Below are 13,817 nucleotides of genomic sequence, written 5' to 3'. Positions count from 1 at the left end.
GTAATGATCATCAATACGAACAAACATTGACAAAGCTATTGTCTTAACTCCTTTACTACCTTACTCCTTAACTCCTTGTATTATTTATTTAATTGATTAATATCCAGCTCTACGTGTTTGATTCTCTGTCTGCGCCATGTATAGATGCAGTGAATATGTCCGTCTGAGGTCTGGATGATTGATGGATAAGAGTATTGGCTGATGGGCGACTCCTCAAGAGTAATCCAGTGGCGCCAGTTTACGCCGTCATCAGATACCATTACAGACAGCGGTGTGCGTGCTCCCTTGCCGTTCTTGATTCCTTTGGGAATGGGGCGGTCGTTGCAGATAAGCACGTGACGGCCGTCTTTCAGGGTAACGGCGTCGAGTCCGCTGTTGTTGTTAGGCGTGTCGATGAGCTGTATCTTCGACCATGTTTCGCCGTTGTCAGAGCTGTAGGTTATGCCTATGTGCTCGTTGCGTGTGCGTGCCACGGCAGCCAGGCGGCCGTCTTTCAGCTTCATGATTGCCGGCTGTATTATCTTTATTCCTTCGTCCATGGCCACATAGTCGGTACGTTTCCACGTCTTGCCCATGTCGTCTGAATATTCGAAATACAGTCTCCAGCCGCCCTTTTCAATACTTGTAGGAGCGATGATACGTCCGTTGTTGAATATCGGCTTGTTCTTAATCGGACCGAGGAAGCCTTCCTGCAAGGGCTTACGCTTGCTCCAAGTCTTTCCTCCGTCCTTTGAACGTATCTGCCATCCGGTCCAGTCTGCCACGTTATTTCCTATCTTGAAGTCGATAACCAAGTCGCCATCGGGTATCTGGTATATCACGGGATTCCAGCAAGCCTTGCGCTGCCAGCCCTCAGGATTCTTGCTAACCTTCTTGTCGATGATAGGACCTTTGTCTGCCGAAACGTTCGTGCTGTCGAGTCCTGACAGTCCGGCGAGTTTCGCTTCTTCGCTATCTGTCTTGAAAACTCCGTCTGCAACCAGTTGCGGAGCAAGCCACTCGCTGCTGCCTTTAGGCTTACGGCTCACCCAAATACATACGTCGGGGTTACGTTCCTTCGTCCCACCGAAGTAAGTTGCTACCAAGTCACCGTCCGTAGTTTCGGCTATTGTAGCGGAATGGGCCTGCGGGAAGGATGTGTTTGTGTACAAAAACTCGTCAGCAAGCACAGCTGCGTCTTGTACAGGAAGGGTTGACGTGAAGTCGTAAGAGCCAGAACCGATGTTCTTCACCGTACCGTCAGGCAGGTGGACTTCAGCAGTTGTGTTGGCCGGAACTTCTATATGCCAGTAAAGTTGGCCGTTTTTCTTGTACCAACGGCTCACGATTGTACCGTACACAGACTTGTATGAAGCCTTGATGTCGTCCATTTCGTCAACGCTGAAGTCGGGCTTCATTATGATATGTTTGTATCCCGGAACATTCGGGTCGGCACAAATGCCTGCTACATCCTCGTACAACCATGATACAAGGTCGCCCAACAGCATTACGTGGTTGCCGCTGTTCATGCGTGGATTGGCGGTGTCTCCGTTCCAGAGTTCCCATATAGTAGTGGCTCCCTTTTCTGCCATGTAGCCCCAACTTGGGTAACCTTTGTTAGAGGCGAGCAGCCAAGCCATGTCCGCACGGCCCATGTCGGTGAGTCCGTGCATAAGCCATTGCACGCCGATAACGCCGCATGAGATCATCGCTTTGTTGTCGGTGATGATGTTCTTGATGATGTTTTTCTCGACTTCCGAGCGCACATAGTCGTCATCAATCATGCCGAACGCATACGGAAGCAGGTTTGCCGTTACAGTATTGTTGCCGTAGAACGTGCTGTCAGGATAGAGCAGAAGGCCCGGAACCAGGCTTGTGCCGCGATTGACTGTGAGGAACTTCTTGTTGAAAGCGTCCTTTACGCGCTCTGCTTCGGCTGCGTATTCAGCCGCATCAGCGTCCTTTGACAACATCTTAGCGAAGCGTTCCATCAGTCTGTTAAGGCGGTAATAGTAAGCCGACGCAATGAGTGTGCCATCTGTCTGGCGCTTCGGGTCACGGCTGTGTATCATCTTTATGTCCTCGGGCGGTACGCACCAGTCGCCGTACTTGTCCTTGGTCATAAGGCCGTCTTTCATGTAATGGCGGCGCATGTGTGCCAACCATTTCCTTACTGCGGGATAGTATTTGCGCAGAGGCTCGTCGTCGCCGTACTGGTTGTACATCATTTCGATAGAGAAAGGCAGCGCTGCGGGCCATGTCATGTTGTCCGAGTAATAGTTCCAGTAAGCCGGAGCCACGTCAGGTATGCACCCGTCCTCACGCTGTGCCTCGACAATGTCACGCGCCCACTTGGCATACAGCGTGTTGTTATCGAAGATAAAGGCCTCGCCGAAACAGCCTCTTGTGCGGTCGCCGAGCCAAGGCTGGCGCTCGTCACGTTGCGGACAGTCAACCGGCATGCCCTTGTAGTTGCCGAGAATACCCCACATCGCGTTGTGGTACACTTTGTTGACGATGGTGTCAGACGACTCAAACGAGCCGGTAACGGCCATCTCGTCGCTGACAACTTCACCTATGAAGCTGTTTATGTCAGCCTCTTTCATACCTTTGATTTCGGCATAACGGAAGCCGTGGTACACGAATGTGGGCGCCCACCAGCGGCCGTTCTCCGTGCCGTCTGCCACGTATTTATCGGTAGAGTAGGCGTGGCGGTAGTTGTCACGGTACAGGCTGCCGTCCTCGTTCAGCTTTTCTGCAAAACGGATGAACACCGTATCGCCTGCGGCAACGCCGCTGATACGTGTCTTCAGCCATCCTGCCATGTTCTGCCCGAGGTCGACAATGTAGCTGTCGCCATGCTTCTTGACGCTAAGGGGCTTGATGGTCTTTAGCACTTTCATGTTCGGCGACATCTGGCCTCGCAGCGTTCCCGTGGGTATTGCCACACGTTCGGCCTGCATCCACTTGGCGTCATCGTAACCAGCTGATGTCCAGCCTTTCAGTTCTTTGCGCGCGTCGTATATCTCGCCGTCGTACTCATTGTTCGAGCGGATTGCCCCATCTGGGTTCAGCTTCCACTTGTTGTTGGTCGATACGGTCTGCGTTGTGCCGTCGGTATATTCGATAATGATGTTCGCGCGCAGCTTTGGATAACCGAAGTTGGCTATCTTGTACGGCTTCTTTTTCTGCTGCATGGTGTAGTAGCGGCCGTTGCCGAGCACCACGCCGATGGCATTTTCTGCGCTGAGCATTGACGTTACGTCGAACGCATTGTACAGCACTGTCTTGCGATAGTCGGTAGGCAGGGGTGCAAGCACTTGGTCGCCAACCTTCTTGCCGTTGATATATGCCTCGTACATACCAAGTCCGCTGATGTAGAGGGTGGCACGTTTAACAGGCTTTTCAACCTTGAACTCGGTGCGCAGATAGCGTGAGCTGAGCTGGCTGTGCACGTCCTCCACGTCCCAGGGCATTGCCTTGTCAAGGCCGATCCACTGTCCTTTCCAGTCAGCTTCGTACAGAAGGCCGACGTTCCACGTAGCCGTTTCGCTCCAGTCGCTCTCGCCCTGGGTTGTTGTGATCTTCACTCGCCAGTAACACTGGGTGTCGCTGCTTAGTTCCTTGCCGGCGTATCTCACCCACTGAGACTGGTCGCTGTTTACCGTTGCGTCCCAAAGGTCGCCTTCAAGGTTGGCCGCTTTCTCCGCCGTTGACGCCACAATGATGTGGTATGACGTCTGCATGACGTCCTGCTTGTCTGACGTCAGCACCCATCCGAGGCGTGGATTGGGCGTGTCTATGCTCATAGGATTGGCCATGCGCTCGGTCTTAAGGTTCGTTACGGCAACGGGAAAAGACTGTTTCTCAGTCTTTTTCTTCTTTGCCGCCGAGACCGAAAGGCATAATGTAAGCGCCAAGGCCGTTATCAAAGTTTTGCGTATCATTCTTTTTCAGGTATTTGTTTGTCGTCTTTGCTGATGTAGTTCTTGCTTGAGTCAACGGCTATCAGCACACGGTCGCTGCCACGCAGGTAAGCCGCGTCGTAAGTAAACTCGGTCACCTTGTTGTCATATTCGCCGAGATAAGTCAGTTCGCCGTTGGTCGGGTTCATCCACCATACGTTCTTCTTGGCGCCGCTTATCTTCGTGAGGTCAATGCTCATGGGCTTGCCGCTGTAGTTATATACAAGCATGTAGTCGTTGCCACGGGTCGCGATTACACGGTCGTAACGTTCGCCGTTTTGGCCAGCGATAATGCTTTGGTCGGCAACACGCTCGGTGAAGGGGAAGTTAAGGATGAGCCACTTGAGGTATTTCATCTGGTTGTAGCCTGGGTCTTTCATTGCCTTCCACCACGGTTTCTCCGCTCCGAACGAAGCCGACAGGCCCGGACGTATGAACTGCATTACCGAGTTGTGGCCGTAAGTGTGGCCGAACGCACCGGCAAACACTGCCCAATAGGCGTAGCGGCGCACGTCGTAATCCTGCCAACGGGGGGCAGAGAAGTCGTGAAGTCCCTGCGGAATGTCCTCGTAGCTGGGCTCTCCGTCGATAACAGGGCGCAGCGGTTTCTTCTCGAAGCTCATGTCTACGTAGCGCCAGTTGTCCTCCTCGGTGTTGTCTTTGATGGTGTAGTCGCCGTCGCCGTTGCGCTGTCCGTAGCGGCGGTGTCCGCTCTGGAACATGTTGAAGTCCATCCACTCACGGTCGTTGTACCACCATGCAGACGTTGTTCTGCCCCTCGGGTGGAACGTCATGACGTGTACCTTGTCGATTTTCTTGATAGCACGGGCCATTGCGTCCCATACCTCGGGCTTCTTGTCGCCCATGATGTCGCCGCCTATCATCCAGATGATGTTCGGCTTATCCTTGTACCTTTCAGCCAGGAATGTACCCAGTGCGGCCGCCTTCTTTGTGTCCATGGCGTTGATTTGCGAACCCCAGATACAGTCCATCGCAATGTAGATACCGTTGCGCTCTGCTACGTCAACGATGTAGTCAAGGTGTTCCCAATAACCGTACACGCCGGGTTTTGACACTTTGCTGAAGTCGAACTCAGCGTTGTTTGCGGCATGTCCGTAGACGTTGAACGTAGGGATGGCGTTCAACACCTGAATCTGCTCTACGTTGTAGCCTGCCGTGCGCTCGTAGCTTAGGAAGTACTCCACTTCGTCACGGTTGAGCCTTTCGGGCAGAAGCCATGCCGTGTTGCCAAGCCAGAAGAACGGCGCGCCGTTCTCGTGAACGAGGTAGCGGTTGTTTTCAGATACGACAAGCCGTCCGTTACTCCACGGCTTGTAGATTTTGCTTGCCGCGCTGGCTGCCGTAGCGGCGAGCAGCAGGGCCAATGTAAAGATAATGTTTCTTTTGTTCATGTTGTGCAGTTATGATAGATTATTGTTGTTTTTTTATTGTTGGACGGATGCTTGACGGGCAGTCGGCATTACAGGCTGTATCACCTGTTTTGCGAAAGATGGTCTATTGCGTTGCGGAAGACGGTCTTTTGTTTTCTAAAAGGTCACCTTTTGCATTATAAAAGACGGCCTTTTGCAACGTGTTGGAAACCAATGTGTTACGCTGGAGATTCTTCTACCTTCCGCCGGCTGCGCTCTTTACCTTTGTCAAGGGGCTCACCCGTATAGATAAACGGCGAACAGGCAAGCCTTCATGGACGTGTTGCCATGCGTGCTTGTCTGCTCGTCAGTTTTTTGTTAAATGGCTTTAAGCGTATATGTACTACCCTGCTTGGTGTCCAGGTCGTAAAGATACGTCTTCTCTATGGCCGGCAACGGCTCTATCGCGTCAGGCGCGTTGATTTTCTGTTTTATGTCGCTTGGTACGTCGAACAAAGGATTCTTGTTCTCGCCCTTTGCCTTTTTAAGCCCTTTTCCTTTGAGGGGGACTGCAGAGCGGATACGCAGGTTGCCGCCAAGTGTCGACTTGATGACGGCTGTTTTCACCTTGTTGTCGTTCCACTCCACGTTTACCTCAAAGCCTCCGCGTGCCTTCAAGCCTTTAATTGAGCCTTCTTTCCATGCGTCGGGCAGGGCGGGCAGCAGGTAGACAAAGCCGTCGTGGCTTTGCATCAGCATTTCGGCAATGCCTGCTGTGCAGCCGAAGTTGCCGTCAATCTGGAATGGCGGGTGGGCGTCGAAGAGGTTGGGGTAGGTGCCGCCCTTCTTCTTCTCGTTGCGTACAAGAGTAAGCTGGTCGCCTATGAGCTTCCATGCGTGGTTGCCGTCAAGCAGGCGCGACCACAGACAAACCTTCCATCCCATGCTCCATCCTGTTGACGGGTCGCCGCGATGGATGAGCGACGTGCGCGCTGCGGCGGTAAGTTCGGGTGTGCGGAACGGTGAAATCTGGTTGCTCGGGTACAGTCCGTACAGATGGGAAACATGCCTGTGGGTGTCGTTTGGATTGTCCCAGTCGTCCTTCCACTCCTGTAACTGTCCCCAACGGCCAGTCTGCATAGGCGGCAGTCCTGCCAGTTTTTCGCGCAGACTGTCGGTAAATGCCGCCATGTCGGTCTTGCCAAGTATGGCTGTTGCGTCGATTACGTGGTTGAAGAGGTCGTAGAGCAGCTGGTTGTCCATCGTCACTCCGGCTGCCGTTGTTGCCTTGTGCATGTGCTGGTTTTCGGGAGAGAGGCTCGGGCAAATCAGCCAATACATCTTTGACGGGTTCTGTACCATTATCTGATTGAAGAATCTTGCCGAGCTTACCATTATCGGATAGACGCTCTCGAGGAATTTCTTGTCGCCGGTGTAGAGGTAATGCTCCCACAGGTGCTGGCACATCCATGCACCGCCCGTTGGCCACAGACCCGATGGAGCCTTGTCGATAGCTCCCGTTACGCGCCAGATGTCGGTGTTGTGGTGCAGCACCCATCCGTCGGCTCCGTACATTATGCGTGCCGACTCACGGCCGGTCTCGCTCACGTCCTTTATAAGATTGAACAGCGGATCGTTCAGTTCGCTCAGGTTAGTGACCTCGGCAGGCCAGTAGTTCATCTCCAGGTTGATGTTGCAGGTGTACTTGCTGTCCCACGACGGCAACATCTTGTCGTTCCAGATACCCTGAAGCGTAGGCGGCTGTGTGCCTGGTTGCGACGTGCAGATGAGCAGGTAGCGGCCAAACTGGAAGTAAGTCTCCACCAAGTGCAGGTCGTCGTGTGTCTTGAATGTCTCCACACGCTTGTCGGTGGTCATGTTTGCGAATGCATCCGAGCCCAAGTCAAGTTTCACACGGTCGTATTGCTCTTTGTATTTCGCTATGTGCGCGGCCTTGATAGACCTGAAGTCCTTTGTCAAAGCGGCGTTGAGCGCTTCTTCAGAGCGTAGCGTGTCGTTGCCCGTTATGTCGTCGTAGTGCTTGAAGTTGGTGGCGATGGTAAGGTAGATGGTGGCCTCGTCGGCTCCGCTTATCTGCAATACGCCGTCACGGCTGCTCATCGTGCCGCCCTTGATTTTGGCCGATGCGCGTCCGGTGAACGTCACTTTGCCTTTCTGTCCTTCGTGCCAGCCGCTTATTCCGCTAAGAACAATCTCGTCACCTTCGCTCTTTATGGTCACGTCTTGTTGCGGAGAGGTCATCTGGGCGTTGCATGTTATCATGCCCTTGCGACTCGCCGTGAGGTGGATTGCTATCACGTTGTCTGCCAAAGAGGATATGTACTCACGCTGATAAGTCACTCCGTCCGATGTATATCGGGTGATGGCGCGTGCCGAGTCGAGGCTAAGCTCACGGTAATAGTCGGTGTACTTGCCGGTGTTAGGGAAGTTGATGTACAGGTCTCCGAACGGTTGGTAAGGCATTCCGCTGTTCGTCTTGGCCTGTACATGCGCCGTCGCGAGGTCTTGTGCCTCCTTATACTTACCCTCCCAGACAAGCTGTCGCACCTTTGGCAGGTACTCTAGAGCTTCCGGGTTGGCGTTGTTGTTGGGGCGTCCTGCCCATATAGTCTCTTCGTTGAGCTGCAGGCGCTCTGCCGACGGCGACCCGAATATCATCGCTCCGAGGCGGCTGTTGCCTATGGGAATGGCCTCTGTCCACGTCGTAGCCGGCGCGTCATACCATAATATATGGTTATTGTCTGTTGCGAAGGCGTTGTTTGCCGTGCAAAAGGTCATGGCAAACAATGCAGCTGACAGTATTGTCTTTCTCATTTTGTCTTGGGTTTAAATCTTAATGCGTTCTCGTCTTCAATCGTTACTTTGCTTTCGTCGAGCTTTGTGGCGTCAAGTCCGAATGTGTCAATAAAGAACTTGTACACTGCGTTGCGCTTGTTGGGGCCGAAGTCGTGGCCCTCCTTGGGCAGGTGTACGTTCTTAACGTTGTCCGTCTTGCCGTAGAAGCCGTAATTTCTCTGTATGTACGGATACTCAAGTTCAGGCGTTGTGGATGTCCAGTCGCCGCCGTCGCTCACGAGCATCATCGGCCTTGGGGCGAACATCGCTGCCAGTTCGGCGTTGCATGTGCCGCCTCCCGCAAGCTGAATGGGCATTCCGCTCTCGCACGGACATCCTCCGTCAAACCATGAAGATACGCTTACAACAGGGCAGCATGCCGTGTAACGGTCATCAAGTACGCTCAACAGGACTGATTGTGTGCCGCCTCCCGAGCCACCGTTCACGCCAATACGGCTCGTGTCAACGTCCTTGCGCTGTATCATCCAGTCAAGTATGCGTATGCCGTTGAGTGCCTGCATCACGTGCGCTTCTGGTGTTTGGTGGGCCTTGGAGCCTACCTCATCGGCAGATTCTCCCCATCCCCAAAGGTCGTAGTCAACGCAGATCGCGCCCATGCGGGCAAGCGTTGCGAGCCTCTGTTGCTGCACCTTGCCATAGCGTCCGTTGCTGAAATGGCCGTTCGGACATATTATAAGAGGGTGCTTCCCCTTGCTTCTTGGTGCATATATAGACCCGCAAACGGTGTGTCCGTTGGCTGTTTTCAGTCGGAAGTTCTGCACCGTATAGCCGTCGAACTTACGTATTTTGCCGTATTCTGGAGCGTCTTTCGAGCATAAAGGCAACAGCTTGTCTATGCCGAGACGTGCCCTTACTTCTTTTTTTACGCTGTCTTTTCTTGCCTCCCATGCTGCCTTATCGGCATAAAGTGACGCCAAATAAGGTACTAACTTGCGGCCGTCTTCCGGCTGTCTGCGCGGATATTCGTAAGGCTTTATCTTGTATAGGTTGCCGTTTTGCTTAACGGCCTTGAAGTCGAACGGCGCAAGTATATTGTTGAATGTTTCCTCCAAAGAGTATGGGCGCACACGGAAATCCGCGTACGCCAGCTTCAGTCCGGTTGTGTCTACATTGTACTTCAACCGTATTCCAAACCTTTTTGATACGTCGCTAAGCACGTCCGACAACGGTCTTGTGAACTTTGTCTCGTATGTTTGGGCGCCTGCCGTAATGCCGAAGAATAGCAGTGCAGGCAATATCAGTCGTTTCATATTATTCGGTAGTTAAAGTAGTTAGGGTGGTTTGGGCTGTAAAAGAGGGTGTGTCAAAATGGAGTAAACAGGAGTTAAGCGCTCTGCGCTGGAGTTATCGGAAGTTAACGGACAAATGCCTTGTTGACGGTTTTTCAGGCTATTGTCCGTTAACTACGGACGGTCGGCAGACCGTCTAACTCCCGTTAACTCCTTATTAACTCCATTTTTATATATCATCTTTTATTTCTTTAGCACTTTTACCTCTTTACTTTTTATACGTCAGTTTGCCAAGATCTTCGCGCTCAGCCGCCAACTTGCCGTTAACGAACAGGCGTAAACCCTTGCCTTGATGGTAGCGCTGGCCGTCCTTGTCATATAATATGGTAAGAACGTTGCCGCGATAATTTACGTTGTCAAGGCAGAAATAGTCCCATGTGCCTTCCGGAACGAGCGGATTTACCACTACGCTGCCGTCTGCCTGCGGACGGAGTCCTACAAGTCCTGTGATTACGAGGTCGGCAAATGTTGAGTGGTTGTAGTACCGGCTGCGCTCACGGTCGCCCATAAGCCATGCTCCGTTCTTCTCGTCGAGGTATTCGCCGATGTACGGACGTCCGCGGTGATGCTGGCTTTCAACATACAGTTTCATCTGTTTGAAGAACGTGGTGTCGCCCAATACAGGGTTGGGATAAGTGTTGATATAGTTAGCGAATGCTGTAAGCGTCTGGCTTGTGGCGAACGGCCATATCGCGCCGTCCCACTCACAGCGTCCTACTCCGTGGCTCCTGAACTCGGGATGGCGGCGCTCAGCCGTGGTAAGTCCGTAAGGAGCGGAGAAGCCTTCTTCGTCTTCAAGCTGCTTCCAAGCCTCGTCATACTTGTTCGCATCGGGCAGGTTGAAGTACCAGGGGATGTAACCTATTGCCTCACGTACGGCTGCTGCCGTGTCGCCGCGTACTGTCTCAAAGAACGAGTGCTTAGTGTTCCAAAGCTTGCTTTGTACCAGATTCTTCAACGCATCTGCCTCCTGGTTGTACTCATTAGCTTTAGATGCGTCGCCGGCGAGAAGGTTTAATTCAGCCAGCGCACGTGCGTTGCCGTACATGTAGCTGTTGATTGTCGGACGTGCGTACTGCTTGCGGCGGCCGCCACTTATGCTTTCCTCCATTCCGTCCTGCACGTCGCCCTGCCAATACAGTCCGTTCGGCAGGCGGTTAGTGCTCTTCCAGCGTGCGTACTCCTCCTCAAGCGAGGGCTTCAAGCCAAGCACAAACGTGGTGTCGCCCAGTACTTTGTAAGCCTCGTAGACTGCTGCGGGGTTCCAAGAGCTAAACTTGTTCATCTTCGTCATGGCCTTGCCGTCGTTGCCGTGATACCATGTGTTGAGTATCTGGTGCAGGTATGTGGTGTCGCGCAGCCAGCGTGTCTCCATTATGTGGTGGCCAACGGCGCAGGCGATGAGGTTGTATTTGTCGGCGTATGAGCGCTGAACGAGGAATTCGGTCATGCCCAATCCTACGGGAGTGCGCTTGATATGCTTGCGCAGCGACCACCAGCGGAAGTAGTACATTTCCTCCATCGCCTTGTCGGGGCAGTCGAAGAGGGGAACGTTCTTGCTCATCCATTCAGACGACTTGCTGTTAGGTATGTAGGTAACGATGTTCTCGTCCTCCATCGTATTGAAGTAGTCGGCGTAGTGCTTGTAGTCGTCATACCTCAGAATAGCGGCGTTAGCGTCGCCGTCTGACGACTTTGTGGTGAGGTTAGCGATGGCGAATGTTGCCATCGGGTCTTCCTCGTCGGCGCGCGGCATGTCAACAAACTGGTCGGCAGGGGTCTCGATGTCGGGTTTGTCGAACAGGTTTCCGGTGCGGAACACAATGCGTGTGATGGCGTCGACGGGAGTGTCGAACATGCGTGCCGTGGCCCTCTTGCCGTTCACGTAGTAAGTTCCAACGTGACCGTCAACAGAGAGAACGGCCTTGATGTGGTATGTCTTGCCGGCTTCATAGCCCTTCAGCAGGCCTCCGTAGCGCGCTCCTCCCTTGACTCTCATTGTCGCAGTAGAGTCGAGAACGATACGTGAGCACATGTTGCCCTTGGCGTCGAGGAACTCGATATTGAGCTGGCCGTGGTCAGTCTGACCGGCCTTAACGTCAAATTCAACGGTAAGTTCCTTTGTCGCGGGTATCACTTTCTCCACCCTTGCGTAGTCATACGGGTCCTTGTCGCTCAGCGTCAGCCACTCGCCGTCAAGCTCAACAGGTGCCCAGAGGGGTGAATATATATTCCAGTCGGTCATGTCTGCCAGCTTTGTGTACTTGCCGAAACCGCCCGAAGCGTGCTCGGTAGCCTCCAGCTTGACGGGCACCTGAATGCAGGATACCCACATGTCCTCCTTGTTGTTGCTGTATGTTATCCAGAGGTTGCCGTCCTTCGGCGTGCCGTTACCTTCGAGAATACCGCGTGTGTACTGAGGACCGAAGCTCTTGTAGTTACCCCAGTGGCGCTCGGGAGTCACCTCGCCGTTCACGAGGTTGAGCGTGGTGTATTCCAGTCCGTCCTTGCTCAGCGAGATAGCCAGCGGCCAACGGTATTCAGCGGGGTTGTACACTGTGGCGTAAGTACCGTCGGAAAGGCGCTGTCCCCAGATTTTAGCGTTAGAGTTAACGAAGCCGTGTGCCCTTGTTGCGGGGTAGCGCCAGGTGTTGCCGCCGTCGCTGCTTATGCTCTGAAGGGCATGTTTCCACAGCCCGACCTTGCGTCCGTCGGGCAGGGTATAGCCGCTAAATGCCTTGTAAGGGTTTTTTAATGGCAGGATGTCGTCGTTCCTATCGGCCTCCTCAACCCATTGCATACGCATCATCGGGTCGGCTATCAGTTCGTCGCAGGCCTTAACGAAAGCCTTGTCCTTTGACTTTTTATAATACGGGAAGTCGGTATTCTTCTCGTTGAAGTCGTGGTTGTAATAGATAAAGTAGATAGGGCCGAACGAGCCGTCGGCCTTGATTTCACGTACCACTCGGCCTATACCGTTACCGTCGTTGGGGTGGTCTTTAGGCGTAAGGGCCACGTTATAGTTACCCGTCGCTATAAGTTTGTCGTTGCTCGACACGTAGAAGCCTACGCGCTGGTGCATTACCGCCTTGAGGTCTTTTGCCACGATACCGGGCAATGTCTCCTTGGTGAAGCCGTCGGGCACGCTGTATATGGGGAACAGCTCAACCGGTTTAGTCCATGTATAGCCGTCCTCGGATGTCTGGAGCATGGTCTTTCCGGGAGCCTCGTGCTCGCTGCGGGGGTCGGTAAGGTAATGCATGTAGAACTTGCCGTGCCAGTATGCCATCATCGGCTGGTGGTTATAGAGCCATCCCTTCTCGGCGCGCATGGTCTGGATGTTGTGTACTCCCACTACGGGCGACAGTCCGCCGTCATGGCGTGCGGGCGTAGCCACTACGCTGCCGGTATAGTGTACGGCGTCACTGTTTTGCTTGATGAGGCCCTGTACGATTTCTTCCGGAGCCATGAACACGGTGCCGTGCTTGTGGCCAACGGGGAAGTTGACTGCTCCCGTGCGGTCCTGGAAGTTCTTGAAGTCCTTTGTCCTCGCGGCACCGTATATGCCGTGGCGGTAAGAGTCATAATAGATGTAGTACCAGCCTTCGGCCTGTGTCGTAGTAGGTCCTTCGGTAAAGCTCTCGGTAAACGGTTCGGAAGCTTTGCTCCACGGACCGTATGGCGACGTAGCGAAGGCAACCTTGAGGTTGCGCTGCTTACGAGAGTTGTCCTTGAGCACCATGACATAGTCTTTGTCGCCGCGCTTCAGTATCGTGGCGTCAATGCAGCTGAAGTCGGGGTCGATAAGAAGCTTTGCCTTGCTGAACTTCTTGAAGTCCTTTGTCGTTACATAATAAAGGCGGTGGTTGTTGTAGTGGTCCTCCTCATAGTCGGGGAACTTGCCCGGCACGCACGACGCCCATACAATCATGTACTGCTTCTTGACATCGTCGTAGAACAGTTCCGGAGCCCAGACGTTTACCGTCGTGGGGTCGTCCATTACCTCGATGAAGCGTTCCTTGCTCCAGTGTATAAGGTCTTTGGACGAGGCGTAGCCGAAGCCGCGGTCGCCTTTCCAGCTTGACGTCCATACGAGATGGAACGTGCCGTCGGGCCCTTTTACGATTGAGGGGTCACGCATTACTTTCTGCGTGCCTACTTCCGGGCTCAGGAATGTGCCCGGTATGGTGTCCCACCTCAGGCCGTCATAACTGTAGATGAAGCGTAGGCCTTCGTTGGCCGGCTCCCTGAACGAGGTTGAGACATAGACATCCTTCGCGGAGGAGATGTAGGGTGTCATCGCCGACAGCGCGACGATGGCAGACAAAATAAGTTTT

At 53.5% G+C, this 13,817-nt stretch carries 5 protein-coding genes and 1 pseudogene; all 6 read right to left on the bottom strand.

Annotation, left to right across the window (positions count from 1 at the left end):
* Positions 1–80: 80 nt before the first annotated feature.
* Positions 81–3,926 (bottom strand): family 78 glycoside hydrolase catalytic domain, encoded by a 3,846-nt coding sequence (locus H6A34_RS07070; protein WP_205104443.1) that lies wholly within the window; start codon positions 3,924–3,926, stop codon positions 81–83.
* Positions 3,923–5,356 carry a glycoside hydrolase family 140 protein gene (locus H6A34_RS07065; RefSeq protein ID WP_205104442.1) on the bottom strand — a complete coding sequence of 478 codons (1,434 nt, stop codon included), beginning with the start codon at positions 5,354–5,356 and terminating at the stop codon, positions 3,923–3,925. The genes H6A34_RS07070 and H6A34_RS07065 overlap by 4 nt, the downstream gene beginning before the upstream one ends.
* A 336-nt stretch (positions 5,357–5,692) precedes the next feature.
* Positions 5,693–8,113, bottom strand: coding sequence for a glycoside hydrolase family 95 protein (locus H6A34_RS07060; protein WP_239480794.1), 2,421 nt, complete (start codon positions 8,111–8,113; stop codon positions 5,693–5,695).
* A gap of 32 nt (positions 8,114–8,145) precedes the next feature.
* Complete coding sequence (locus H6A34_RS07055; protein ID WP_205104438.1) at positions 8,146–9,441, bottom strand: alpha/beta hydrolase family protein; 1,296 nt, start codon at positions 9,439–9,441, stop codon at positions 8,146–8,148.
* 247 nt (positions 9,442–9,688) lie between these two features.
* Positions 9,689–12,919, bottom strand: coding sequence for an MGH1-like glycoside hydrolase domain-containing protein (locus H6A34_RS07050; RefSeq protein WP_338088637.1), 3,231 nt, complete (start codon positions 12,917–12,919; stop codon positions 9,689–9,691).
* A pseudogene (locus H6A34_RS15400) lies at positions 12,911–13,780 on the bottom strand (glycoside hydrolase family 43 protein); the annotation flags it as partial. The pseudogene H6A34_RS15400 and the gene H6A34_RS07050, both read right to left, overlap by 9 nt.
* Positions 13,781–13,817: the final 37 nt, after the last annotated feature.

Origin of the sequence: Marseilla massiliensis (assembly GCF_016899855.1) — a bacterium.
Classification (GTDB): Bacteria; Bacteroidota; Bacteroidia; order Bacteroidales; family Bacteroidaceae; genus Prevotella.
This window is presented reverse-complemented; position numbering and strand designations above follow the sequence as displayed.

Excerpts from the sequence above, each read along its gene's own strand:
- H6A34_RS07070 (WP_205104443.1), bottom strand. The coding sequence starts at position 3,926 with ATGATACGCAAAACTTTGATAACGGCCTTGGCGCTTACATTATGCCTT.
- H6A34_RS07065 (WP_205104442.1), bottom strand. The coding sequence starts at position 5,356 with ATGAACAAAAGAAACATTATCTTTACATTGGCCCTGCTGCTCGCCGCT.
- H6A34_RS07060 (WP_239480794.1), bottom strand. The coding sequence starts at position 8,113 with ATGACCTTTTGCACGGCAAACAACGCCTTCGCAACAGACAATAACCAT.
- H6A34_RS07055 (WP_205104438.1), bottom strand. The coding sequence starts at position 9,441 with ATGAAACGACTGATATTGCCTGCACTGCTATTCTTCGGCATTACGGCA.